This is a genomic window from Nocardioides furvisabuli, assembly GCF_021083185.1.
Lineage (GTDB): Bacteria > Actinomycetota > Actinomycetes > Propionibacteriales > Nocardioidaceae > Nocardioides > Nocardioides furvisabuli.
Genome location: NZ_JAIGQB010000010.1, coordinates 1 through 24,755, shown reverse-complemented (window position 1 = coordinate 24,755; position 24,755 = coordinate 1). Strand labels below are relative to the sequence as shown.

Sequence of the window (24,755 nt, the reverse complement as noted above, 5' to 3'; positions counted from 1 at the left end):
CGGTCGTCACGTGCGCATCCTCCACACCTCCGACTGGCACCTCGGGAGGTCCTTCCACCGCGAGGACCTCCTCGGGCACCAGGGTGCGTTCGTCGACCACCTGCTCGAGGTCGTCGAGGCGGAGAAGGTCGACGTCGTGGTGGTCTCGGGCGACGTCTACGACCGCGCTCTCCCCCACGTCGACGCCGTCGCGCTCGCGGACGAGACGTTCGCCCGTCTCGCCGCGTCGCGTGCCAAGGTCGTGGTCAGCAGCGGCAACCACGACAGCGCCCAGCGCCTCGGCTTCGGCTCCCGCCTGATGGACGCCGCGGGCGTCTTCGTCCGCACCAGCGCCGCCTCGGTCGGCAGCCCCGTCGTGCTCAAGGACCGCCACGGCGACGTCGCGATCCACGCGATCCCCTTCCTCGACCCGTCCGCCCTCCTCGAGCCGTGGTCGCTGGGCCACCGCAGCCACGAGGCGGCGCTGTCCGAGGCGATGACCCGCGTACGCCGCGACCTGGCCGCGCGCACGAAGACCCGCTCGGTGGTGCTGGCCCACGCGTTCGTGGCCGGCGCCACCCCGTCGGAGTCCGAGCGCGACATCAGCGTGGGCGGGGTCTCACGGGTCGCGACCAGCACCTTCGACGGCATCGACTACACCGCGCTGGGCCACCTGCACGGCCCCCACGTGCTGTCCGACGCACTGCGCTACTCCGGCTCGCCGCTGGCCTACTCCTTCTCCGAGGCCGACCAGGTCAAGGGCAGCTGGTTGGTCGAGCTCAACGCCAAGGGATTCGCCTCCGCGCGGTGGATCGACGCGCCCGTCCCGCGTCGGCTCTCGCGCATCAGCGGCTCGCTCGCCGACCTGCTCACGGACCGGTCGCTCGCCGACCGCGAGCAGGACTGGGTCCAGGCCACCCTCACCGACGTGCCGCGCCCTGCTCGCGCGATGGAGCAGCTGCGACGACGCTTCCCGCGCACGCTCGTGCTGCAGTTCCCCGCCCCGGTGACCGACGTGCAGGCCCCCGGACGTCCGGCCCCCGGCACCAGTGACCACGCCATCGCGCTCGACTTCGTCCGCCACGTGCGCGGCGTGGAGGCCACCCCCGCTGAGTCCGCGCTGCTCCAGGACGCCTTCGACGCCTGCTGCCACGACCCCGAGCTCGACGTCCTCGTCGGTGCGAGCCTCGGCAGCGACAACGACGGAGGTAGGTCCGCATGAGGCTGCACCACCTCGAGGTGGTCGCGTTCGGCCCGTTCGCCGAGGCGTCCCGCGTCGACTTCGACGCGCTCTCGGACGCTGGGCTGTTCCTGCTGAGCGGTCCCACGGGCGCCGGCAAGTCCAGCATCCTCGACGCCGTCTGCTTCGCCCTCTACGGCGACGTGCCCGGCGACCGCGCCGTCGCCAAGCGGCTGCGCTCCGACCACGCCGCCGCCGACGTCGCTCCGCGGGTCGTGCTCGAGGCGACGATGTCGGGTCGACGGTTCCGGATCGAGCGCTCCCCCGCCTGGACGCGCCCCAAGCGCCGCGGCCAGGGCACCACCACCGAGCAGGCCCGCGTCGTCATCTCCGAGCGCCGGGCAGACGACGACGGCGCCGATGCCTGGCACCCGCTCAGCACCCGCCTCGACGAGACCGGGCACCTCGTGACCCGCCTCGTCGGCATGACCCTCCCCCAGTTCTGCCAGGTCGCCCTCCTGCCGCAGGGCAGGTTCCAGGCCTTCCTGCGGGCGCGCTCGGAGGAGCGCCACGCCCTCCTGCAGCAGGTGTTCCAGACGGGCCGCTTCGACCGCACCGAGCGCTGGCTGCGCGACCGGCGGATCGAGCTGCGCCGCACGGGCGACGCGCACCACCGCGCGGTCGCGGACCTCGTCAGCCGGGTGAGCGAGGTCGCCGACGACCAGGCTCCGGACGACTGGTCCGCCGATCCCACCGCACTCCAGGACTGGCTGCGGGGGCTGAGCGAGGCCGCGGTCACCGCATCGGTGGAGCAGGCGATCGCCGTCGAGAACGCCTCTGCGGAGGAGGTGGCCGCGTCCGAGGCGTCGGCTGCCGGGATCGAGCTGGCGGGACTCCGCGCGACGTACGCCGCCGCCCGCCGCGCCCACGCCGCCGTGGAGGCCGCCGAGCCGGAGCACGCGAGTCGCCGGCGACGCGTCGACAAGGCACAGCGCGCCGGCGCGGTCCGCCCGCTCCACGACCTCGCGATCCAGGCTCGCCGAGACGTCGACGACCTCGAGCAGCAGACCGCTGAGGCTCGTGGACGCCTGCGCGAGCTGCTGGAGCAGGAGTCCCTCGACGACCAGCAGGTGGCGGACCACCGGCGTGCCGCGACCCGGGCCCTGACCGACATCGCCCGGGTCCGTCCCCTCCAGCGCCAGGCCGTGGACGTCGCCCGACAGCTGGCCCGGGTGGAGCGGGTGCGCGAGGAGTCCGCGGCCCGACTGCGACAGCTGCAGGAGCGTGCCGACGAGGTTCCCGCCGCGCTCGAGCAGGCGCTCGTGCCGCTGGGCGCCGCCCAGGACTCGGTGGTCACGGCCGAGGCCCTCTCCCGCGACCTCGAGGTGCTCCGCGTCCGGCTGCGCGCCGCTCGCTCTGCGGAGGCGATCGGCGCCCAGCTCGTCACGGCGGAGGTCGCTCTCGCAGAGGCCGCGCAGACCCGACTCCTCGCCCGCGAGACGCTCGTGGAGATCCGCGAGCAGCGCCTCGACGGCATGGCTGCCGAGATCGCCGGCAAGCTGGCCGTAGGCGCCTGCTGCCCGGTGTGCGGCTCGGCCGACCACCCCTCCCTCGCTTCACCCGCCCCCGGTGCTCCCGACGAGGCCGCCGAGCGAGAGGCCCGGCGCGAGGTCGACGACCTCGAGGTCGTCGTGGAGGCCCACGCCCAGCAGGTGCGTGGCCTGGAGTCCCAGCTCGCCGCCGCCCTGGCCGAGTCGGGCGACTCCGTCGAGCAGCTGTTGATCGAGGAGGAGTCCGCGCTCGCACGCCTGGACCGGGCGCGTGCCGACGCAGCTCTCCTCCCCTCCCTCCAGGCACGCGTCGACGCCCTGCGTGCCGAGCAGGACGCGCTCGCGGCCGCCCGCGACGAGCTCGTCGCCGCCACCGCGCAGCACGACACCGAGGCGGCAGTACTGGGTTCCCGGCTCGAGGCGCTGCGACAGCAGGTCGCCGCCGTCGTGCCCGATGCCGACGACGTCGACCTCGATGCCCTGACCACCTTCCACCAGCAGGTGGAGTCACTGGCGCAACGCATCGGCGACCTCACCGCCGAGGTCTCCCGCGCGGACGCCACCGCCACCAGCACCCAGCAGGCGGCCGACGAGCTGGCCGGGCGCGCCGGGTTCGACTCCTCGACGGCCGCCGCCGCGTCCTGGCTGTCCGACGACGACGTGGCCGAGCTCCAACGCCTCGTCGAGCGCCACGAGCGGGAGGCCGCCCGGGTCGCCGAGCTCCTGACCGACGAGGACCTCGTGCGCTCCGCTGCGGCCGACCCGCCCGACCTGGAGGCGCTGGCCCAGGCCCATCACCGCGCGAAGGAGGCCGCCGCCGCGGAACGCCACCGCGACATGAGCCTGCGCGACCGCGGCCGTCGTCTTCGCGGGCTCGCCGACGAGGTGGAGGTCGCCCTCGCGGCGTGGACCCCCGTGCGCGACGATCTCGAGCTGGTCACCGACCTGGCCGCGATGGTCGAGGGCAAGCACCCCGACAACCGCCTCCAGATGCGGCTGTCGGCCTACGTCCTCGCCCACCGACTCGGCCAGGTCGTGGAGGCGGCCAACCTGCGGCTGTCCACGATGAGCGACCAGCGCTACTCCCTCGTCCACACCGGGCAGCGCGGTGCGGGCGAGACACGTGGCGGCCTGAGCCTGGTCGTGCGCGACGACTGGACCGGTGACGACCGCGACCCCGCGACCCTGTCCGGCGGGGAGACCTTCGTGGTCTCCCTCGCCCTCGCCCTCGGCCTGGCCGACGTGATCACCGAGGAGGCCGGCGGCACCGACCTCGAGACCCTCTTCGTAGACGAGGGGTTCGGATCGCTCGACTCCGAGACGCTGGAGGACGTCATGGACACCCTCGACACGCTCCGCGACGGGGGCCGGGTGGTCGGCGTGGTGAGCCACGTGCCCGAGCTCCAGACCCGCATCCCCACCCAGCTGCGCGTGCACCGAGGCCGCACCGGCAGCCGTACGACGCTGGAGCTGGCCTGAGCCGGTCGTAGCGCCGGCCGTGGCTCGGATAGGTTCGCTCCCATGAGTGCGCCCGGGCTCGACCCGACCTTCAGCGAACTGCCGCACCGCCGTCTCGGCGACGTCGCCCTGGCCAGGGCCCAGGAGCTGGGTGCGACCCACGCGGACTTCCGCTTCGAGCGCAACCGCTACCAGTACCTCGGCGCCCGCGACGGCCACCTCCAGACCGCCAGCGACGCCGAGGACCTCGGGTTCGCGGTGCGGGTGGTCCACGGCGGCGCCTGGGGCTTCGCCTCCGGCGTGGTGCTGACCGACGACGAGGCGCGGCGCCTGGCCGAGACGGCCGTGGCCGTGGCGCGCGTGGCCGCGGCGATGACCACCACCCCCGTCGAGCTGGCCCCCGAGCCGGTGCACGACGACGTCACCTGGATCTCCGGCTACGACGTCAACCCGCTCGACGTCCCCACCCGCGACAAGGCCGATCTGCTCGTCGAGTGGACCGAGCGCCTGCGCGCGAGCAGCGCGGTCGCCCACGCGACCGCCTTCCTGCAGCAGGTGCAGGAGAACAAGTACTACGCCGACCTGTCCGGCACCCGCACCACGCAGCAGCGCGTACGCCTCCAGCCCGGGTTCGAGGCCACCGGGGAGGACGCGGAGACCGGCATCTTCGACTCGATGGCCTCGATCGCCCCGCCGGTCGGCCGTGGCTGGGAATACCTCTCCGGCGCCCACTGGGACTGGGACTCCGAGCTGGCCGAGGTCCCCGAGCTGCTCGCGGAGAAGCTCAAGGCGCCCAGTGTCGAGGCCGGCTCCTACGACCTGGTGGTCGACCCGTCCAACCTCTGGCTCACGATCCACGAGTCCATCGGCCACGCGACCGAGCTCGACCGGGCGCTGGGCTACGAGGCCAACTACGCCGGCACGTCGTTCGCCACCTACGACAAGCTCGGCACGTTGCAGTACGGCTCCGAGGTGATGAACGTCCGCGGCGACCGCACCCAGGAGCACGGCCTGGCCACCGTCGGCTACGACGACGAGGGCGTGCAGACGCAGGCCTGGGACATCGTGCGCGACGGCGTCCTCGTCGGATACCAGCTCGACCGCTCGATGGGGCACCTGAAGCCCGAGCTGAACGACGGTCGATCCAACGGCTGCGCCTATGCCGACTCCCCCGGCCACATCCCGATCCAGCGGATGGCCAACGTGTCGCTCATGCCCGGCACCGACGACCTCGCCACCGACGACCTCGTCTCGCGCGTCGAGCGCGGCATCTACGTCGTCGGCGACAAGTCGTGGTCGATCGACATGCAGCGCTTCAACTTCCAGTTCACCGGCCAGCGGTTCTACAAGATCACCGACGGCCGGCTCGACGGCATGCTCCGCGACGTCGCCTACCAGGCCACGACCACCGACTTCTGGGGCTCGATGGAGGCCGTGGGAGGGCACGACACCTGGGTGCTCGGCGGTGCGTTCAACTGCGGCAAGGCCCAGCCCGGCCAGGTGGCGGCGGTGAGCCACGGCTGCCCGTCGGCGCTCTTCCGCGGCGTCAACATCCTGAACACCATCGACGAGGCAGGCCACTGATGAGGACCACCGCACAGGAGCTCGTCGAGCACGCGCTCGCGACCTCGACCGCCGACGACTGCATCGCGATCGTCCGCGACGTCACCAGCGCCAACCTGCGCTGGGCCAACAACACGCTGACCACCAACGGCGTGATGACCGAGGTCTCGGTCACCGTGATCAGCTTCGCCTCCGTCACCGGCGGCGTCGCGACCGGCTCGGTCTCCGGCAGCGCCTCCACCACCGACCAGGTCACCGCACTGGTGCAGGGCGCCGACGCCGCCGCGCGAGCCGGCTCGCCCGCCGAGGACGCCGGCGAGCTGGTCTCCGACCTGACCTCCCCCCTCTGGGAGCTGGAGCCGGAGACCACCGACATCGGCGTCTACGACGCCTTCGCGCCCGCCCTGGGCGAGGCGTTCCGCGAGGCGAGCGCGGAGGACCGCCTGCTCTACGGCTTCGTGAACCACGACGTCGCCACCACCTACCTCGGCTCCACCCGGGGGCTGCGGCTGCGCCACGTGCAGCCCACCGGCCACTACGCCTGCACCGGCAAGGACACCTCGCTGACCCGCAGCGCCTGGACGGGTGGGGCGACCCGCGACTTCCGAGACGTCGATGCTGCCGCGATGGCCGCCACGGTCGCGCAGCGTCTGCGATGGGCCGAGCGCCGCATCGACCTGCCCGCGGGGCGCTACGACACGATCCTGCCGCCGTCCTCGGTCGCCGACCTGATGATCGACGCCTACTGGGGCGCCGGCGCCCGCGTGGCCCACGAGGGCGAGTCCGTCTACAGCCGCCGTGGTGGCGGCACCCGCATCGGCGACAAGGTCGCAGCCCCGGGAGTCAGCCTGTTCTCCGACCCCGCCCGTCCCGGGCTGGAGTGCGCGCCCTTCGTCATCGCAGGCGCCTCCGACAACACCGACTCCGTCTTCGACAACGGCCTGCTGCTCGAGCGCACCGACTGGATCCGCGACGGGCTGCTCACCGGCCTGCTCCAGACCCGCCACTCGGCCGCGATGACGGGCCAGCCCGTGACCCCGATGATCGACAACCTCGTCCTCGAGGTCGGCGACGGTGCGGGCAGCATGGACGACATGGTGACGGGCGTGCAACGCGGCCTGCTGCTCACCTGCCTGTGGTACATCCGTGAGGTCGACCCGCAGACCATGCTCCTCACCGGCCTCACCCGCGACGGGGTCTACGTCGTCGAGGACGGCGAGATCATCGGCGCCGCCAACAACTTCCGCTGGAACGAGAGCCCGGTCGACCTGCTCAACCGCTTCAGCGCGGCCACCGAGACCGTGCCGAGCTTCAGCCGCGAGTGGGGCGACGACTACTTCTCACGCACCGCCACCCCGGCCCTGCGCATCCCGGACTTCAACATGTCGAGCGTGTCGCAGGGCGTCTGAGCACGTGTCGGGGTCTACCGACGCGGGTGGCCGCCGGGGATCTCCACCTCGGGGTCGTAGGGCACCCGGGTGTAGACGAAGGTCGCGCACTCGAGGTTGCGGATCGTGCCGTCCGGACGGCGTACGACGTCGAGCCGCTCGCCGCGGTGGTAGCCCCTCACGCCGACGAGCGTGCCGTCGACGACCGCGAAGCGGTCCGTGACGACGTTGCCGCGCGCCATGGCCCGGAGCTCGAGGCCGTCGTTGTGCCAGCGCACGTCGTACGCCGTGTTGCCCCAGAACCACACCCCCGGCACGCCCTGCACCGCACCCGGCAGTGAACGCGTGGGACGCCAGGGTGCCGGTCGGGCTTCGTCGGCGTCGGGATCGCCCTCGATGAGCGACACGGCGAGCTCCCGCGGGTCGATGCCCGTCGTGGCGTTGGTCAGCACGACCGCGCCGATGCCGCTGTCGGGGTCGACGTGCAGTGCAGCCATGAAACCCGGCATCGAGCCGTTGTGGCCCACCAGACGTCCGCCGGGGTGCAGCCCGAGCATCAGTCCGAGCCCGTAGTCGTCGGTCACCGGCCGCTGCATCTCGGCCAGCGACGCGTCGGCGAGGACGTCAGGGCGCGCACCGCCCAGCAGCTGGCCCCAGGTGACGAGGTCGGCCAGGGTCGACCACAGCTGGCCGGCCGGCGCCATCGCGCCGGTGTCGGTCAACGGTTCGTGGACGCGGATGCCGGTGAAGTGGTCGACGCTCCAGCCCGGCTGCGCGCCCGGACGCGGGAGGTACGACGTGGCGCGCATGGCCAGCGGCCGCAGGAGCCGTTCCGCGACGAGGACCCGCCACGGGGCGCCGAGGCGGCGGGCGACCACCTCGCCGAGCAGGCCGTAGCCGAGGTTGGAGTAGTGGAACCACTCACCCGTGCCTGCGACCCTCCCGTCGCCGCGGTTGGCTGCGGCGAGTGCGCCGAAGTCGCTCCCGCGGGTGCGCTCCCACCACGGCCCCCGGGGCTCGCTCTGCATGCCGGAGGTGTGCGCCAGGACGTCCCGGATGCTCACCTCGCCGTAGCCGACGTCACCGAGGTGGTCGCCGAGCCGGTCGTCGAGGTCCAGCAGTCCGGCGTCACGCGCCTGCAGGACCAGGACGGCCGTCATCGTCTTGGTGATGGAACCGATCCGGTACTGCCCGTCGAGGCCGGGCGCGTCACCGGCGCCGCCGGCCCACACCGCGCCGTAGCGGTCGAAGACCGCACCCACCACGGAGGTCAGCCGGCCCTCGGCCTGCGCGACGTCGAGGAGGCGCTGCCGTTGATCGCTCACGCGGCCGACCCTACGACGTGGGCCTCGCCCGCGGCTCAGTCCTGCGCGAACGCCTCCGGCGGCGGGCACGCGCAGACCAGGTTGCGGTCGCCGTAGGCCTGGTCGATGCGGGCGACGGGCGGCCAGTACTTGTCGGGGTCGATGCCCTGCGGGAAGACCGCGACCTCGCGCGAGTAGCTGCGGTCCCACTCCCCGACGAGGGCGCGGGCGGTGTGGGGGGCGTGGCGCAGCGGGGAGTCCTCCGGCGTCCACTCCCCCGCCTCGACCCGCGCGATCTCTCCACGGATGGCGATCATCGCGTCGCAGAACCGGTCGATCTCGGCCAGGTCCTCGGACTCGGTCGGCTCCACCATCAGCGTCCCGGCGACAGGGAACGACATGGTCGGGGCGTGGAAGCCGTAGTCGACCAGGCGCTTGGCCACGTCGTCCACCGTGACGCCGCTGGCCTTGGTGATGCCGCGCAGGTCGAGGATGCACTCGTGCGCCACGAGGTCGCCGTGCCCGCGGTAGAGCACCGGGAAGTGGTCGTTCAGCCGGTGGGCGATGTAGTTGGCCGAGAGCACGGCCACGGCCGTCGCGCGGGTCAGGCCCTCGGCGCCCATCATCCGGATGTAGGCCCAGCTGATCGGCAGGATGCCGGCCGAGCCGTAGGGCGCTGCGCTGATGGGGCCGATGCCCGCGCGCTTGGCCGCCTCGGGGTGCCACGCGTGTGAGGGCAGGTAGGGCGCGAGATGGGCGCGTACGGCGACGGGGCCGACGCCGGGACCGCCGCCGCCGTGCGGGATGCAGAAGGTCTTGTGGAGGTTGAGGTGCGACACGTCGCCACCGAACTCACCGGGACGTGCGTAGCCGAGCAGAGCGTTGAGGTTGGCGCCGTCGACGTAGACCTGGCCCCCGTGGTCGTGCACGATCTTGCACAGGTCGGTGATGGAGTCCTCGTAGGCCCCGTGGGTCGAGGGGTAGGTGACCATGATCGCGGCGAGCGTGTCGGCGTGCAGCTCGCACTTGGCGAGCAGGTCGTCGAGGTCGACCGAACCGTCGTCGGAGGCCTTCACGACCACGACCTTCATCCCGGCCATCACCGCCGACGCGGCGTTGGTGCCGTGCGCCGACGACGGGATCAGGCAGATGTCACGACCGGCGTCGCCGTTGGCGAGGTGGTAGCCGCGGATCGCGAGCAGGCCCGCCAGCTCGCCCTGCGAGCCCGCGTTGGGCTGCACCGAGACCTTGTCGTAGCCGGTGACCTCGGCGAGCCAGCCCTCGACGTCGTCGACGAGCTCGCGGTAGCCGGTGGCGTCCTGCGCCGGGGCGAAGGGGTGCAGGTCCGCGAAGCCGGGCAGGCTCACCGGCTCCATCTCGGTCGTCGCGTTGAGCTTCATGGTGCACGAGCCCAGCGGGATCATGCCGCGGTCCAGGGCGTAGTCGCGGCCCGAGAGCCGGGCGAGGTAGCGCAGCATCTGCGTCTCGCTGTGGTGGGAGTTGAAGACCTCGTGGGTGAGGAACTCGGTGGTGCGGTGCAGGTCGGCCGGCAGGCCCTCGGCCGTCTCGTCGCCGTTCGCCGCGACACCGAAGGCGCGCAGGACGGCGGCCACCGTCGAGGGGCTGGTGCGCTCCGAGGTCGAGACACCGACATGGTCGGCGTCGATCAGCCGCAGGTGCAGGCCCACGGTGCGAGCCGCCGCCACGACCTCGTCGGCCCGACCGGGCACGGCCACGGTGAGCGTGTCGAACCACGTGTCGTTGACGATCTCGACGCCGTCCGCGCGCAGGGCTCCGGCGATCCGGTCGGCGTGGGCGTGGGTGCGCTGCGCGATCCGGCGCAGCCCGTCGGGCCCGTGGTAGACGGCGTACATCGACGCCACGACGGCGAGCAGCACCTGGGCGGTGCAGATGTTGGAGGTGGCCTTGTCGCGACGGATGTGCTGCTCGCGCGTCTGGAGGGCCAGGCGGTAGGCGCGACGGCCCTCCGCGTCGACCGAGACGCCGACCAGGCGCCCGGGCAGGTGGCGCTCCAGACCCACAGAGACCGACATGAACCCTGCGTGCGGCCCGCCGTAGAAGAGGGGCACGCCGAAGCGCTGCGACGAGCCCACCACGACGTCCGCTCCCATGGTCCCGGGCGCCTCGAGCAGGGCCAGCGACAAGATGTCGGCCGCCACCACGGCCAGCCCGCCACGCTCGTGCACCGCGTCGATCACCGGTCGGGGATCCACGACCGCGCCGGACGCACCGGGGTACTGGACCAGGACACCGCTGACCGGGCCCTCGGGCAGGCCGCCTGCGAGGTCGGTGACGACGACCTCGATGCCCATCCCCTCCGCGCGGGTGCGCACGACGTCGATGGTCTGCGGGAGGGCGTCGGCGTCCACGACGAAGGGGCCGGTGGCATTGCGCTGCGCACGGCGTACGAGGGTCATGGCCTCGGCCGCGGCAGTGCCCTCGTCGAGCAACGAGGCGTTCGCCGTCGGCAGCCCGGTGAGGTCCGCGACCACGGTCTGGAAGTTCAGCAGGGCCTCGAGGCGCCCCTGGGAGATCTCGGGCTGGTAGGGCGTGTAGGCGGTGTACCAGGACGGGTCCTCGAGCACGTTGCGTCGGATCACCGCCGGGGTGATCGTCGCGTGGTAGCCCAGGCCGATCATGGCCTCGGCAGGGCGGTTCTGCGAGGCGAGGGTGCGCAACGCCCGTGCCGTCGCCTCCTCGTCGAGGGGGGCCGGCAGGTCGAGCGACGCGGCGGTGCGGATGCCACCGGGGACCGCGGACGTCATCAGCGCCTCGAGCGAGTCGTGGCCGACGGCCTCGAGCATGTGCGCGACTCCCGTGTCGTCGGGGCCGATGTGGCGGGCGACGAACTCACCGAGGGAGGTCGCGTCGCTGGTGGTGGGGGTGGCGTCCGGCACGGGGGCTCCCTGAGGTCGCTTCAGTGGGGCCTCCCCCTCTGTCGGCCCGGTGGCCTCCAGAGTGCCAACCCGTGCGGTCCGGGTGCCTGAGAGGTTCCGGGGAGGAATTGCCCCTTCGGCGCACACCGGCCGGTCCGTGGACCGGCCGTGGTGACTCTCCCGCACGGGATGTCGGCGAGCAGCAGTCTAACCCGGTCCGCCGACAGACCCATGCCGAAGGTGGGCTAAATGGGCGAGGCCGCCCGGACGTCCGGGCGGCCTCGTCGGAGGGTCGTGACGTGCGGGGTCAGCCGGTCTGGCGGGCGGCACGACGCGCGGCGAGCTCGTCGCCCGCGACCGGCGCGGCAGGTTCGCCGGCGGTGCGCTCGCTGGGCAGCTCGGCGAGGGTGCCCTCGATCTCGCGCCACACGCCGCCGATGGCGATGCCGAAGACGCCCTGCCCGCCCTGGAGCAGGTCGATGACCTCGTCGTTGCTGGTGCACTCGTAGACCGAGGCGCCGTCGCTCATCAGGGTGACGCGGGTCAGGTCGTCGGTGCCGCGCTCGCGCAGGTGCGCGGTCGCCGTACGGATCTGCTGCAGCGAGATCCCGGCGTCGAGCAGGCGCTTGACGACCTTGAGGATCAGGATGTCGCGGAAGGAGTAGAGACGCTGGGAACCGGAGCCGGCTGCACCACGCACGCTCGGCTCGACGAGACCGGTGCGGGCCCAGTAGTCGAGCTGGCGGTAGGTGATCCCGGCGGCGCTGCAGGCGGTCGGTCCGCGGTAGCCGGTGTCGCTGGGCAGCGGCGAGACGTCGTCGCCGAAGAGCAGACCCTGCTCCTCGGCAACCTCGGCGGCCTCCGCCGCAGCCTTGATCCTGGCGGCGTCGGCGCCCTGCTCGTTCTCGTTGCTAGCCACAGTGACCCTCCAGGTCAGTTCCTCCGCTGAGCGGTAACTCCTGGGGGAAGGGCCCGCCCGGAGTCGGCCGGGGCCGACAACCACAACGGTGGAGTTACAACAGAGACAGTTCAAGGTAAGCCCGGGAGTTCGGCTTGTCCATCCACCGAGCGGCGTGTCGCAACCCTCATCCTCAGGTTGAGGGTCATGGTCGAGACGCGGGGCGGCGCTCGATCAGGGCGCTTCCTCGAAGTCGTCGGGTGACACGTGGTCGAGGAACTCGCGGAAGCGCTCGACCTCGTCCTCCTGCTCGGCAGGCACCGCGAGTCCGGCCTCCTCCAGCACGGCCTCGGCGCACACGATCCGGGTCCCGGTGCGCAGGGCGAGGGCGATCGAGTCCGAGGGACGGGCCCCGACCTCCGCGCCACCGTCGAAGACCAGTTGGGCGAAGAAGATGCCGTCCTGCATGTCGACGATGCGCACCTCGTCGAGGCGCTGGCCCGTCGCCTCGAGCACGTCGCGCATCAGGTCGTGCGTCAACGGGCGCGGCGGCGTGACGCCCTGCTGCGCGAAGGCGATGGCCGTGGCCTCGACGGCTCCGATCCAGATCGGGAGGTACCGCTCCCCCGTGACCTCGCGCAGGAGCACGATCGGCTGGTTGGAGGGCATCTCGACGCGGACTCCGACGACGTCCATTTCGCGCATGCCCCCACCCTACTCAGGTCCCCTGATCCGGTCGGGCCGGGCTCAGCCGCGGTCGAGGCCGACCTTCACCAGCGTGGCGTGGAGGCGTACGGAGAGCGCCGCGATCTCGGACGTCGCGTCCTCTGCACGCCCGCGCGCTGCGGCGTCCCGACCCCGCGCCAGGGGTGCGACCACCTGCTGCACCAGCCCGACCTCGCGGTCGGCAGCGGTCTTGAAGGCCCGCAGGTGCCGCGGCTCGAAGCCGAAGTCGGCGAGCTCCCGGGCGGTCTGCGCCACCACGAGGGCGTCGCTGTCGAAGTGCCCGGTCCCGGTGCGGGCGCTCACCAGGCCGTACTGCTCGAGCTGCGAGAGCAGGTCCTCGGAGATGTCGGCGACCTTCAGCAGCTCACGGCGCGAGAGCCGCAGGTCGCTGCTGCGGCGGAACGACTCCGGGCTGGGCAGGCCGTCGGAGCTGAGCGCCACCTTCGGCACCCGCGGGACGACCGACTCGATGGCCGGGGGCTCCAGGCCCCGGTCGATGGCGTCGAGGTGGTCGCCGATGACCTTGAGCGGGAGGTAGTGGTCGCGCTGCATCAGCAGGATGTAGCGCAGCCGGGCGACGTCGTCGCCGGAGAACTTGCGGTAGCCCGCGGCCGTGCGCTCCGGCTTGACCAGGCCCTGGTCCTCCAGGAAGCGGATCTTGGGGATCGTCACCCCGGGGAAGTCCGGCCGCAGCTGGTCGAGGACCTGCCCGATGTTGAAGCGGGCGCCGCGACTCGATGCCGAGGGCGTCGGGGCACTCACCGGTCAGCTGTTCGGGTGGGAGGAGAAGAACACCAGGCGGTACTTGCCGATCTGGACCTCGTCGCCGTCGTTGAGCTCGACGGAGTCGATGCGGTCGCGGTTGACGTAGGTGCCGTTGAGGCTGCCCACGTCGCTGACGCTGTAGCCGGCGCCGGAGCGTCGGAACTCCGCGTGCCGGCGCGACACGGTGACGTCGTCGAGGAAGATCTCGCTGTCGGGGTGACGGCCCGCGCCGACCACGTCGGTGTCGAGGAGGAAGCGGCTGCCGGCGCTCGGCCCGCGCTGCACGACCAGCAGCGCGTGGCCCTCGGGGAGGGCGTCGACGGCGGCGGCGTCCACCGGGCTCAGCTGGCGGTCGGAGGACTCGCGCTGGTCGGGCACGCCGAAGGTGATCGTCGCGGTGGACTCGACCGGGCTGGACCCGGTGTCTTCCCCGACGAGCAGCTTGGTGCCGCACTGGGCACAGAAGCGGGCGTCGTCGGGGTTCTGCTTGCCACAGGCGGTGCAGAACGGCATGGGGGCTCCTCGGCGGATCGACACCCAACCCTCAGCCGAGGGTTGAGGTTGACGGTTGTTCCGAACCTATCAGCCCCGCGATGGCACGCGGGAACGATCAGGGACGGTGGCGGTGGGTCGGCGGACGGCTCAGCCTGCGAGGCTGGCCTGGTAGGCGGCGGAGTCCATCAGGCCCTCGACCTGGGCGGCGTCACCGACGCTCACCTCGAACAGCCAGCCGGCCTCGTAGGGGTCGCTGTTGACCAGCTCGGGGGTGGAGTCGAGCGAGGAGTTCACGGCGACGACCTCGCCGGTGACCGGTGCATAGAGGTCGCTGACCGACTTGGTCGACTCGAGCTCCCCGCAGGTCTCCCCTGCCGTCACCGCGTCGCCGACCTGCGGCAGCGAGACGTAGACGATGTCGCCGAGCGCGTCCTGCGCGAAGTCGGTGATGCCGACGCGCACCGATCCCTCTGAGTCGCCGGGGGTGCGCACCCACTCGTGCTCGCTGGTGTACTTCAGGTTCTCCGGATACACGTGGGACTCCTCGAGCTGTCTGGTGCTGGATGCCGGTTCGGATGCCGCGGCGGACTGCCCGGCAGGCTACTGGCCTTCGCTGAACTCCGCATAGTCAGGTCGGGTGGGCTCGCGGACACTCATGATCTCGACCTGCTCGAGCTCCTCGATGCGCACCGCGGCGCCGTCGAGGGTCTGCAGCGTCTCGACCGGTCCGGTGGAGAAGGTCAGGGCGGTGCGCAGGACGTGGACGTCGCCGATCACCTCCAGGACGTAGGGCGGCTCGAGCAGCTGGCCGTCGAGCTCGATGCCGCCGATCCCGTCCTCGAAGTGGCTGTCGGCGCCGAGTCGGACGGAGTTGTTGAGCTCGATCGCCTCCGCGCCCGCCGTACGCAGCTCCTGCACGGTGTCGAGCAGCGAGCCGACGCTCACCCGGGTCGTCGACTCCGTGATCGTCACCCGCAGGCCGGGCCCTGTGACAGGCACCAGCCCGGCGATGATGTTGAGGGTGCGCACCCGCTGCTCGGCCTCGTCGAGCGCCGCCGAACGTCGCGTGCTCTCGTCGCGCAGCTCGTCGCGGCGGCTCTCGAGGCGCTCGACCTCGCGGCGGGCCCGCTCGGCGGTGCCGGTCAGTCCGTCGAGCACCTGGATCAGCTCGCTCTCGCGGAGCCCGGCGTAGGTGTCGTTGGCCTGGGTGTCGCGCACCTGCACCACGACGGCGAACCCGAGGACCGCGAGCAGCACCGCCACCACCGCCTGTCGGCCCGAGGGGCGGGTGAGCGCCCCCCGCAGCCGGTCGCGCCCCGGGTCGGACCCGGCGTCCTCCTGTGTCGGGGCGGGCTCCTGCTCAGGCATGGAAGACGTGCCTCCGGATGGCGGCGACGTTGGAGAAGATGCGGATGCCGAGCACCACGACCACGCCCGTGGTGAGCTGGGCGCCCACTCCGAGCTGGTCCCCGAGGTAGACGATCGCGGCCGCGATCACCACGTTGCTGACGAACGAGACCACGAAGACCTTGTCGTCGAAGATCCCGTCGAGGTAGGCCCGCAGCCCACCGAAGACGGCGTCGAGCGCAGCCACCACCGCGATGGGGAGGTAGTTCTGCAGGCTCAGCGGCACGTCGGGGGCGAACACGAGCCCCACGAGGATGCCGATGAGCAGGCCAAGGGCGGCTATCACGGCGCGCTCCCCCCTCCATCCTGTACGCCGTCCGGGTCGGCGTTGAGCTCGATCACATCACGCAGCACACGCTCGCGCGCAGCGGGCAGGCGGATGTCGTCGACATTCTCCGGCTCGTAGACGAATCCGTAGAAGTTCACGCGATTGAACCACTCCTGCCCCTGGCTCGTCTGGAGCAGGCGCGCCTGGAGGGTCTGCGGGTCGCCGATGGCCGAGATGACGTACGGGGGGTTGACCGGGCGACCGTTGACGTGGATGGCGCGGCCGGTGTTGCGGATCCCACCCAGGAGGTTGATCCGCTGGTCGTTGACGGCGACCGCCTCGGCGCCGGCCGCGAAGAGCCCGTCGACCAGGAACGCCAGGTCCTCGTCGCGGATCTCGTCGTTGACGTCGACGTCGGGTCGGTTCTGCACCGTCAGGCGCACCCCGGGGCCGCGGGCGGCGGAGAAGCCGGTGACCAGCTCGACGCGTCGCAGCCTCGTCTGGATGTCGTCGAGCTGGCCCTGGGTGCGGGTGCTGTTGACGGCTGCCTCGGCGTTGGACCGGGTCAGCTCACCGACCTGCCCCTGGAGGGCGTCGAGGGTGTCGCTGCGACGCTCGATCTGCTCGATCAGTGCCGCCCGGCTGAGCTCGTCGACGGGCGCCTGCCGGTCGGTCTGAGCCGCGACGACGGCGGCCATCACCCCGAGCAGCGCCACGGCCGCGATGCTCGTCCAGTGCGGGCGCGGCCGCCCCGGAGCCGGCTCCAGGCCGGCAGCTGCTCGCTTCTGGGCGACGTGGGCGTAGTCCTCGTCCATCGAACGGGCGGTGATCAGGGAGAGCAGCGGCGTGGTCACGTGGTCGGGAAGCCGCCGGGCGTCCTCCCCGGTGGTCCGTCCGCCCTGCAGGCGCGGCTCAGCCATGATCGGTCGCCGGCGACGTACGCCGTGGTGTGTCGCGCAGGAGCGTGCGCACCTGCCAGGCGTAGAGCACCCCGGCCCACCAGTAGAGGCCGATCCCCCACCACGCGAAGGCCCAGCCGAAGTTGCGCGCGAGGGTGGCGACGACGCCGTCGCCCTCACCGAGGAGGAGCAGGGGGAAGGCGTAGAGCAGGTTGAAGGTGGCCGCCTTGCCGAGGAAGTGCACCGGCAGCGCGGAGAAGCCCCGGGTGCGCAGGATCGGAACCAGGCCCCACAGGAGGAGGTCGCGCAGCGGGAGGGCGAGCGCCACCCACCACGGGATGATGTCGCGCATGTAGAGGCCGATGACGACGGCGAGGATGTAGAGCCGGTCCGCGACCGGGTCGAGGATCTCCCCGAGCCGGGAGTACTGGTCGAGCCGGCGGGCCAGCCAGCCGTCGAGGAAGTCGGTGAAGCCGGCCACCATCAGCACGACGAGCGCGATCGCGTCCGCCTCGGGTCCGAGCACGAGCCAGAGGAACAGGGGCACACCGGCGAGCCGCACCAGACTGATGATGTTGGGCACGGTCCAGACGCGGGACGCTTCCTCGGACACGCTCAGACCCTATCCAGCACTCAGGTGGCGTCGACGGTGGACACGTCGTGGTGCGCGGCGTCGCGGATCTCGCCGACCAGCTCCTCGAGGACGTCCTCGAGCGTGACGAGCCCGATGACCGCACCGTCGCGCTGCACCACGCGCGCCATGTGCGCGCCCTTGGCCTGCAGGCTCTCGAGTGCGTCGTGGAGCAGGTCGTCGGGGTGCACCGAGGCGAAGGGGCGGATCCACTTGTCCTCGATGACCCGGGAGCGCTTGTCGTCGTCGGACTCGAGCGCGTCCTTGATGTGGAGGTAGCCCAGCAGCGTGCCGTCCGCGGCGGCGACCGGGAACCGGCTGAAGCCGGTCGCAGCGCACAGGGCCTCGACATCGGCGACCGTCGAACCGGGTGCCACGGTCGCGAGGCCATCGGGCGTCATCACGATCGAGGCCACCGACTTCTCGGTGAAGCCGAGCGCGCCCGCGAGGCGGTCGTACTCGTCCGCCTCGATCATGCCCTCGCCGCGCGACTCCTCGACCAGCGCCGCGACCTCCTCGCGCGTGAAGCTCGAGTGGACCTCGTCCTTGGGCTCGATGCGCAGCAGGCGGAGCACTGCGTTGGCGACCATGTTCATGCCGGCGATGACCGGTCGGAGCACCGTCACGATCACCATCATCGGCGGGCTCAGCACCATCGCGGCGCGGTCGGCGCCGGCGAGGGCGATGTTCTTCGGGACCATCTCGCCCAGGACCACGTGGAGGTAGACGACGATCGACATCGCCACGACGAAGGAGACCGGGTGGAGCAGGTCGTCGGGCACCCGTGCCGCGTGGAACAGGGGCTCCAGCAGGTGGGCGACGGCCGGCTCGCCGATGGCGCCGAGGCCCAGCGAGCAGACGGTGATGCCGAGCTGGGCGCCGGCCATGACGAGCGAGACGTTCTCCATGGCACGGAGCGTGGTGCGTGCCGCGCGCGAGCCCTCCTGGGCCAGCGGCTCGATCTGGCTGCGCCGGGCCGCGAGCAGCGCGAACTCGGCGCCCACGAAGAAGGCGTTGAGGGCGAGCAGGACGACGGCCAGACCGACGCCGAAGAGGTCACTGTTCATCGGAGGCCCCCTGCTGGCTCGCAAGCTCCGCGGTGTGGACGATGCGGAGCTCGATGCGGTCGATGCGCAGTCCGTCCATCCGCTCCACGGTGAGCGTCACCAGCCGCTCACGCGGCTCGTGCGGCTCACTGCGGTCGGGCACGGGCAGCTCGACGCGGTCGCCGGGCGCGGGGATCTTGCCGAGCTCGCGCATCACCAGACCGGCGATCGTGTCGTAGTCCTCGTGGTCGGGGAGCTCGACGTCGGTGACGTCCTCGACCTCGTCGGGGCGCAGCAGGCCCGACAGCGTCCAGCTGCCGTCGCGGCGCTGGCGGATGCGCGCGCCGAGGCGGTCGTGCTCGTCGGAGATGTCGCCGACGATCTCCTCGACGACGTCCTCGAGGGTCACGATGCCGGCGTGGCCGCCGTACTCGTCGAGCACGATGGCCATCTGGAAACCGTCTTGGCGCAGCAGGGCGAGGAGCGGGTCGAGGCGCAGGCTGTCGGGCACGACGACCGGACGCACCATGACGTGCTTGATCCGCGTCGTCGCGCGCTCGTGGACCGGCACCGCGACGGCGTGCTTGACGTGCACGGTCCCGACGACGGCATCCTCGGCGTCGAGCACCGGGAAGCGGGAGTGACCGGTCTGGCGCGCCAGCTCGATGATCGAGGACACCCGGTCACCGTCCTCCACCGTGGTGGTGCGCACCCGGGGCGTCATGATCTCGCCCGCGGTGCGGGTGCCGAACTCGACCGAGCGCTCCATCAGCTCCGCGGTGTCGGCGTCGAGAGTGCCTTGGTCGGCCGAGCGCTGCACGAGGGAGGCCAGCTCCTGCGAGCTGCGCGCGGAGCGCAGCTCCTCCTGCGGCTCGATGCCGAGTCGCCGCACGATCGAGTTGGCCGAGCCGTTCAGCACCCGGATCGGGCGCTTGGTGAGCGCGGTGAAGCCGCGCATGAAGCCCTGCGTGGTGCGGGCGGTCTGCAGCGGGCGCGCGATGGCGATGTTCTTGGGCACCATCTCGCCGAAGATCATCGTCACGACGGTGCCGAGCGCGAGGCCCAGGGCCAGCGACAGGGGCGTGACCACGGAGTCGGGCGTGCCGGCAGCGGCGAGCGGACCGTCGATGAGGTCGGAGATCGCGGGCTCGGCGAGGAAGCCGATCGCCAGGTTGGTGACCGTGATGCCGACCTGGGCGCCGGAGAGCTGTGTGGACAGCGACCGCAGGGCCAGCTGCACACCGCGCGCGCCCTCGTCGCCCTCGGCAGCGGCGCGCTCGACGCTCGGCCGGTCCACGGTCACGAAGGAGAACTCCGCGGCCACGAAGAGTCCGCAGGCGGCCACGAGGGCCAGCGACAGCAGGAGCAGGAGGAGGGGGGTCACGACGCGCACCGGTCGTTCAGTGCGGTCGTGCGGGGACTTTGACTGTCGTCCATGGTCGGCGCGTGGGTTCCTTCTGGGCAGTGGCATCGGCGTCGGCGAGTCCTCAGACTAGCGGCCGCAGCCGTCTTCGCCCCAGTCGTCGTGTCGCTTTGGGGAGGCGCCCCCGCCCGCCCTACTGTGGCCCCCACACGTGGGGCGAGACACAGGACCGAGACGGTCCCGGCGGGGGAATGGCACAGATGCGATCGTGGGCACAGTCGGTGACTGCTGCACTCCTGGTGGTGCTCGTCGCCACCCTCGCCACGGTGACGGCCTCCGACGGCGGAGCGCGCGGCTCGGAGTCGGTCCGCATGGTCCAGACGACCCAGGCGCCCGGTGCCGCGGCCCGCCCCAACATCGTCTTCGTCCTCACCGACGACATGCGCGACGACGACCTCGACCACATGCCGATCACACGGCGCCTCCTCGCGGACGAGGGCATGGAGTTCACCGACGCGATCTCGCCGCACCCGCTGTGCTGCCCGGCCCGGGCGCAGCTGGCCACCGGGCAGTACGCGCAGAACAACGGAGTGCAGCACAACCGCGGCGTCCACGGCGGCTTCAGCGCGCTCGACCCCACGCAGGAGGCCAGCTCGTGGTTCCGTGACAGCGGCTACCGCACCGGCTTCGTGGGCAAGTTCCTCAACGGCTACCACCCCGGCGACGTACGCCCTGCCGGCTGGACGCACTGGAACGCGCTCACCCGCGGCGTCTACGACTACGTCGACTTCACGATGAGCGGTGACGGCGATCCCGAACGCTTCACCGACAGCTACGTCACGTCGGTCATCGAGGAGCGCACGAACGCCGACATCCGCGACTTCGCCGCCAGCGGCGACCCGTTCGTCGTCTACGCCTGGCACCTGGCGCCCCACTACCGGATCGCCGCCGAGGGCGGTCGCGGCCTGCCGCCGGCCGAGCCGCGGGACCGCGACCTGTTCACCGACCAGCGGCCCTCTGCCTTCGACTCCCCCGCCTTCAACGAGGCCGACGTGAGCGACCAGCCGGCCTACCTGCGTCGGCTCGCCCCCGTCTCCCGTGAGGAGATCGCCGAGGAGAACACCGCCCGCCTCCGCTCGCTCCAGTCCGTGGACCGCGCCGTCGGCTCGCTGGTGCAGACCCTCGAGGAGCAGGGCGTGCTCGACGACACCTACGTCGTGTTCACCTCCGACAACGGCTACTCCCTCGGTGAGCACCGCTTCGTCGGCAAGGACGTGCTGACCGACGAGGCGCTCCAGGTGCCGCTGCTGGTGCGCGGCCCCGGCATCGAGCCCGGCTCGACCTCCGCGCTGCCGGTGACCCTCGTCGACCTGCCGGCCACCTTCGCCGCGCTGACCGACGTGTCCCCGCAGTGGCTGGTCGACGGCGCTTCCCTCGCGCCGACGCTGCGTGGGGAGGAGCAGACCTTCCGCGACACCACCCTCATCCAGACCGGCCGCACCCTGGGGAACGGCTGGTCGCACCGCGGCGTGCGCACCGAGCGCTACCTCTACGGCACCGACGGGGTCGACGGGTTCCTCTACGACCGGCTGCTCGATCCCGACGAGACGGTCAACCTCGTCGACGACCCGGACTACGCCGAGGTCCGGGCCGCGCTCGAGCTGCGACGCACCGACCTGGTCGATTGCGCAGGCTGGACCTGCAACCAGGTCTTCGGGCCCGTGCCCGACCCGTCCTCCTGATCGACGTGGCCGAGGTCCTCCACCCACCTCTCGCCCTCGGTGACGACCCGGATACTGGTGCCGTGACGATCACCCGCGACGACGTCCTGGCTGCTGGCGAGCGGATCGCCGGCCGCGTGCGCCGGACTCCCCTGCTGGCGCCGTCGGACTCCGACGACCTGTGGGTCAAGTGCGAGCACCTCCAGCACTGCGGGGTGTTCAAGACCCGCGGCGCCTTCAACCGCCAGCTCGTGGCGATCGAGCGCGGCGAGCTCGGTGACGCCGGCGTGGTGGTGGCGTCCGGCGGCAACGCCGGCCTGGCCCAGGCCTACGCCGCCCGCGAGCTCGGCGTCCGCGCGACCGTGTTCGTCCCGGAGACCGCGCCGGCGGTGAAGGTCCAACGCATTCGGCGCTACGGCGCCGACGTGCGCCTGGTCGGCACCGAGTACGCCGAGGCGCAGCAGGCCGCGCTCGAGTTCGCCCAGGAGGTCGGAGCGGCGTACGCCCACGCCTACGACCAGCCGGAGGTGGCGGCCGGGGCAGGCACCCTCGCCGAGGAGGTCCTCGACGACGAGCCGGGCATCGACACCCTCGTCGTCGCCGTGGGAGGCGGCGGGCTCTACGCCGGGGTCGCCGCCTCGGTGCGGGGACGCGCGCGCGTGGTCGCCGTCGAACCACGACGGATCCCGACGCTCCACCACGCGATCGCAGCTGGCCACCCCGTCGACGTCGAGGTCTCAGGGGTGGCCGCCGACTCGCTGGGCGCCCGGCGCGTCGGAGACCTCGCGCTCGCTGCGGCCGAGCTCGAGGCCCCGGTGTCGGTGCTCGTGGACGACGACGACATCGTCGCCGCGCGCGACCACCTCTGGCAGCGCTATCGCATCGTCTCCGAGCACGGCGCCGCAGCGGCGCTCGCCGGCCTGTTGTCGGGCGCCTACGTCCCTGCGTCCGGCGAACGGGTGGCTGTCGTGGTGTGCGGGGCCAACACCGACCTCACGACCCTGGCGTGAGCCGCGGGCTCAGTCGTTCTCCCAGTACGGCCCCGGACGGTAGGGGTCCGGCTCGACGGTGACGACCGGTCGCCGCACCGTGCGCCAGACCGTGCGCGTGTCGCCGTCCTCGTCGACGACCTTGCGGGCGACCCGGAAGTTCACGTAGGTCGTGGTGTAGGCGTTGCGCGAGTTGCGCTTGTTCCGCCACTGGTAGTTGAAGTTCCCGACGTACTTGCGGGTCAGCTTCTTGCCGCGGATCGTCATTCGGACCTCGTCGTTGCCGGGGCTGAGGCTCGCCCAGTTGGCCGACCCGGTCACGACCATGTGCGTGTCGGGGTTGCCGTTGTAGTTGCCCTGGATCGCGACGTACTTCTGGTGGCTGTAGACCGACAGGATCAGGTCGTCCTTGCCGTCCTTGTTGAGGTCGTAGTCGTCGTCGGGGTTGAAGTCCAGACCGGTCGACCGCAGCGGGATCCGCCCGCGCGCCGTCGGGGCGCCGAGGACCCGCTTGGTGTGGTAGCCGATCAGCCCGTACATCACGCGGACCTTGCATCCCTCGGCCCACTTCTGCCGGATCGCTTCGGCGAGGTAGTCGCCGCGGTTCCCGCGCATCGTGTGCATCGACACCACGATGCGGGTCCGCGTCCGACCGCCGGCGCCGTCGGGGGTCAGGCACTGCACCTTGCCGAGCATGTCGAGCACGACGTCGTTCCTCGGACCCGACGGCTTGGGGAAGGCCCAGACCGTGTGCTTGTCGACGGAGTCGTCGCACGCGACGCCGTTGGCGGGCGTGCCGCAGAAGAACTGCGGCGGCTGCCGGGTGTCGTAGTCCTTGCGCATGTCGTTGAAGAGTCCGACGAACTGTCGGAACAGCTCGTGGTCGCCGGAGGTGAAGTAGAGGTCGTTCCACTGGTGCTTGTCGGCGTTGAGCATCAGGTTGGCCGACCCGACGGCCAGCACGTCCTTCGACCGGCCGGCCTGGGAGAACGAGTAGAACTTGGTGTGCATGTTGTTGTACTGGTTCTGCTTGCTGCGGCACCCGGCGGTGCACCGGTAGATGAAGCTCGATCGGTAGCGCCTGGCCCCGATCTCCTTGCGGACCGCCCGCATCGCTCGCGTGTACTGGTGGTCGTTGAGGATCATCTGCACCTTCACACCGCGACGATGGGCGGCGATGAGCGCCTTGGCGACCGGCATGCGGTCGAAGGAGTAGACCGCGATCCGGATCGTCGACCCCTTGCGGGTGTGCTTGATCGTGTCGATGACCTTGCGCTCGATGCGGAACCAGCCCTTCTTGCGGCGTGGGTCGTTGAAGAACGGGCCCTGCGGCGCCTTCCACCGCTTGCGATCCACCTTCGCCGGCGCCGCGGCCGAGCTCGCAGCGACCGTACGCGGCTGCGCGGCCGCCACCACAGCACCACTCCGCGTGGGATCGGCGGCCGTCGCGGAGGGCACCGCCGACAGCGGGGCCCCCAGCACCAGGCACAGGGACAGCAGGACCAACGATCTCGACACGAATTCAGCCTTCCCGGTCGCCGTCGCGGGCGACGTTCGTCTACACGGATGCGGTACCACTGTCAGGGACGCCCCCCGGACCCACAAAGTTGTCGGCCCGCCCACCCCCCTGCGCGTGGGTCACATCACGCGCCCTCCACATCAGGAGACCGCCCATGACGAGGATGACACCGCACCCGGCCGTGACGGCTGTGGTGTACGCGTTCGCGGCGCTCGCAGGGTTGCTCGTCGCGGCCGTCGTCGTCGTGAACCTGCACATCGTCCTGGGACTCGAGGACGGCTATGCCACCCCTCCGGCCGACGTGCTCGAGGCGTCGACCCTGCTCGCGGTGGCGGACGTCGCCCTGCTGGTCGCCGGCCCGGTGCTCGCGCTCGCTGCCGTCGCTCGGCTGCGAGCGAGGAGGCGACGCGCAGGTCCGCCCGAGTGACCGGACCGTGCAACAGCAACGACGCGCATGCGCGTGTGCGTCGTCCTGCGGGCGAGGCATCCAACGCAGGACCCCCGAGATGAAGAACACCCGAACCTACGTCTCCGTAGGTTCGGGTGTCCGCGATGTCCTGAGACATCACACCGTCGGGCTGACAGTGTGCTGGCTCAGGACATCGGAATGGGGTGTCTCACGACATCGGAATAGTGATGTCTCACGACATCGGCATGGCGTCGTAGCAGGCTGGTGCCCCCGCTCGAGGCTGCGAGGTGTCGAAACGTC

21 protein-coding genes and 1 riboswitch are annotated in these 24,755 nt (G+C 71.7%); of the genes, 7 read left to right on the top strand and 14 right to left on the bottom strand.

What is annotated here, in order from left to right:
• Positions 1-10 precede the first annotated feature (10 nt).
• The 4 genes from K4G59_RS16900 to K4G59_RS16885 are packed head-to-tail and all read left to right on the top strand — an operon-like array spanning position 11 to position 7,139.
• A complete protein-coding gene (locus K4G59_RS16900; RefSeq protein ID WP_231252229.1) occupies positions 11-1,201 on the top strand; it encodes an exonuclease SbcCD subunit D in 1,191 nt (396 codons plus the stop codon).
• Complete coding sequence (locus tag K4G59_RS16895) at positions 1,198-4,188, top strand: AAA family ATPase (RefSeq protein WP_231252228.1); 2,991 nt, start codon at positions 1,198-1,200, stop codon at positions 4,186-4,188. The genes K4G59_RS16900 and K4G59_RS16895 overlap by 4 nt, the downstream gene beginning before the upstream one ends.
• Before the next feature lie 42 nt (positions 4,189-4,230).
• Complete coding sequence (locus K4G59_RS16890) at positions 4,231-5,751, top strand: TldD/PmbA family protein (protein WP_231252227.1); 1,521 nt, start codon at positions 4,231-4,233, stop codon at positions 5,749-5,751.
• Positions 5,751-7,139 carry a metallopeptidase TldD-related protein gene (locus K4G59_RS16885; protein WP_231252226.1) on the top strand — a complete coding sequence of 463 codons (1,389 nt, stop codon included), beginning with the start codon at positions 5,751-5,753 and terminating at the stop codon, positions 7,137-7,139. Before K4G59_RS16890 ends, K4G59_RS16885 begins: the two co-directional genes overlap by 1 nt.
• 14 nt (positions 7,140-7,153) lie before the next feature.
• On the opposite strand, the gene K4G59_RS16880 is transcribed toward K4G59_RS16885, so the two are convergent.
• The 13 genes from K4G59_RS16880 to K4G59_RS16820 form a co-directional block, all read right to left on the bottom strand.
• Positions 7,154-8,443 (bottom strand): serine hydrolase domain-containing protein, encoded by a 1,290-nt coding sequence (locus tag K4G59_RS16880; protein ID WP_231252225.1) that lies wholly within the window; start codon positions 8,441-8,443, stop codon positions 7,154-7,156.
• A gap of 35 nt (positions 8,444-8,478) precedes the next feature.
• Entirely contained in the window at positions 8,479-11,340 is a 2,862-nt protein-coding gene (gene gcvP, locus K4G59_RS16875; protein ID WP_308189423.1) for an aminomethyl-transferring glycine dehydrogenase, read from the bottom strand.
• A 64-nt stretch (positions 11,341-11,404) separates the two neighbouring features.
• Positions 11,405-11,512: riboswitch (glycine riboswitch) on the bottom strand.
• 114 nt (positions 11,513-11,626) lie between these two features.
• Positions 11,627-12,196, bottom strand: a complete 570-nt coding sequence (locus tag K4G59_RS16870) for a MerR family transcriptional regulator (RefSeq protein WP_443685845.1) — start codon at positions 12,194-12,196, stop codon at positions 11,627-11,629.
• 255 nt (positions 12,197-12,451) lie between these two features.
• Positions 12,452-12,922 (bottom strand): bifunctional nuclease family protein, encoded by a 471-nt coding sequence (locus tag K4G59_RS16865; protein ID WP_231252224.1) that lies wholly within the window; start codon positions 12,920-12,922, stop codon positions 12,452-12,454.
• Between the two features lie 42 nt (positions 12,923-12,964).
• Entirely contained in the window at positions 12,965-13,705 is a 741-nt protein-coding gene (ftsR, locus tag K4G59_RS16860) for a transcriptional regulator FtsR (protein ID WP_231252223.1), read from the bottom strand.
• A 3-nt stretch (positions 13,706-13,708) separates the two neighbouring features.
• Positions 13,709-14,221, bottom strand: coding sequence for a zinc-ribbon and FHA domain-containing protein (locus K4G59_RS16855; protein WP_207081429.1), 513 nt, complete (start codon positions 14,219-14,221; stop codon positions 13,709-13,711).
• Between the two features lie 129 nt (positions 14,222-14,350).
• The gene (gene gcvH, locus K4G59_RS16850) at positions 14,351-14,737 is read right to left on the bottom strand and encodes a glycine cleavage system protein GcvH (RefSeq protein WP_231252222.1); all 387 of its coding nucleotides are present in this window, start codon (positions 14,735-14,737) and stop codon (positions 14,351-14,353) included.
• Positions 14,738-14,803: 66 nt separating this feature from the next.
• Entirely contained in the window at positions 14,804-15,571 is a 768-nt protein-coding gene (locus K4G59_RS16845) for a DUF881 domain-containing protein (RefSeq protein WP_231252221.1), read from the bottom strand.
• Positions 15,564-15,896, bottom strand: a complete 333-nt coding sequence (locus K4G59_RS16840; protein WP_231252220.1) for a small basic family protein — start codon at positions 15,894-15,896, stop codon at positions 15,564-15,566. The genes K4G59_RS16845 and K4G59_RS16840 overlap by 8 nt, the downstream gene beginning before the upstream one ends.
• Complete coding sequence (locus tag K4G59_RS16835; RefSeq protein ID WP_231252219.1) at positions 15,893-16,798, bottom strand: DUF881 domain-containing protein; 906 nt, start codon at positions 16,796-16,798, stop codon at positions 15,893-15,895. Before K4G59_RS16835 ends, K4G59_RS16840 begins: the two co-directional genes overlap by 4 nt.
• On the bottom strand, positions 16,791-17,390 hold the full coding sequence (gene clsA, locus K4G59_RS16830; protein ID WP_372461828.1) for a cardiolipin synthase ClsA: 600 nt from the start codon (positions 17,388-17,390) through the stop codon (positions 16,791-16,793). Before clsA ends, K4G59_RS16835 begins: the two co-directional genes overlap by 8 nt.
• Positions 17,391-17,410: 20 nt before the next feature.
• Entirely contained in the window at positions 17,411-18,475 is a 1,065-nt protein-coding gene (locus K4G59_RS16825) for a hemolysin family protein (RefSeq protein ID WP_231252218.1), read from the bottom strand.
• Complete coding sequence (locus K4G59_RS16820) at positions 18,465-19,838, bottom strand: hemolysin family protein (protein WP_231252217.1); 1,374 nt, start codon at positions 19,836-19,838, stop codon at positions 18,465-18,467. Before K4G59_RS16820 ends, K4G59_RS16825 begins: the two co-directional genes overlap by 11 nt.
• Before the next feature lie 260 nt (positions 19,839-20,098).
• On the opposite strand from K4G59_RS16820, the gene K4G59_RS16815 reads away from it, so the two are divergent.
• Both K4G59_RS16815 and K4G59_RS16810 read left to right on the top strand, forming a co-directional pair.
• Positions 20,099-21,559, top strand: coding sequence for a sulfatase family protein (locus tag K4G59_RS16815; protein WP_231252216.1), 1,461 nt, complete (start codon positions 20,099-20,101; stop codon positions 21,557-21,559).
• A gap of 62 nt (positions 21,560-21,621) precedes the next feature.
• The gene (locus tag K4G59_RS16810; RefSeq protein ID WP_231252215.1) at positions 21,622-22,548 is read left to right on the top strand and encodes a threonine/serine dehydratase; all 927 of its coding nucleotides are present in this window, start codon (positions 21,622-21,624) and stop codon (positions 22,546-22,548) included.
• Positions 22,549-22,557: 9 nt separating this feature from the next.
• On the opposite strand, the gene K4G59_RS16805 is transcribed toward K4G59_RS16810, so the two are convergent.
• Positions 22,558-24,045 carry a phospholipase D-like domain-containing protein gene (locus K4G59_RS16805; protein ID WP_231252214.1) on the bottom strand — a complete coding sequence of 496 codons (1,488 nt, stop codon included), beginning with the start codon at positions 24,043-24,045 and terminating at the stop codon, positions 22,558-22,560.
• A 155-nt stretch (positions 24,046-24,200) separates the two neighbouring features.
• Between K4G59_RS16805 and K4G59_RS16800 the strand changes: the two genes are divergently transcribed.
• Positions 24,201-24,473, top strand: coding sequence for a hypothetical protein (locus tag K4G59_RS16800; RefSeq protein WP_231252213.1), 273 nt, complete (start codon positions 24,201-24,203; stop codon positions 24,471-24,473).
• The last annotated feature ends 282 nt before the right edge of the window (positions 24,474-24,755 follow it).

What these genes read in the sequence shown, in the direction of transcription:
- K4G59_RS16895 (WP_231252228.1), top strand. Translation starts at nt 1,198, where the DNA reads ATGAGGCTGCACCACCTCGAGGTGGTCGCGTTCGGCCCGTTCGCCGAG.
- K4G59_RS16890 (WP_231252227.1), top strand. Translation starts at nt 4,231, where the DNA reads ATGAGTGCGCCCGGGCTCGACCCGACCTTCAGCGAACTGCCGCACCGC.
- K4G59_RS16885 (WP_231252226.1), top strand. Translation starts at nt 5,751, where the DNA reads ATGAGGACCACCGCACAGGAGCTCGTCGAGCACGCGCTCGCGACCTCG.
- K4G59_RS16865 (WP_231252224.1), bottom strand. Translation starts at nt 12,922, where the DNA reads ATGCGCGAAATGGACGTCGTCGGAGTCCGCGTCGAGATGCCCTCCAAC.
- K4G59_RS16855 (WP_207081429.1), bottom strand. Translation starts at nt 14,221, where the DNA reads ATGCCGTTCTGCACCGCCTGTGGCAAGCAGAACCCCGACGACGCCCGC.
- K4G59_RS16845 (WP_231252221.1), bottom strand. Translation starts at nt 15,571, where the DNA reads ATGCCTGAGCAGGAGCCCGCCCCGACACAGGAGGACGCCGGGTCCGAC.
- K4G59_RS16835 (WP_231252219.1), bottom strand. Translation starts at nt 16,798, where the DNA reads ATGGCTGAGCCGCGCCTGCAGGGCGGACGGACCACCGGGGAGGACGCC.
- K4G59_RS16825 (WP_231252218.1), bottom strand. Translation starts at nt 18,475, where the DNA reads ATGAACAGTGACCTCTTCGGCGTCGGTCTGGCCGTCGTCCTGCTCGCC.
- K4G59_RS16800 (WP_231252213.1), top strand. Translation starts at nt 24,201, where the DNA reads ATGACGAGGATGACACCGCACCCGGCCGTGACGGCTGTGGTGTACGCG.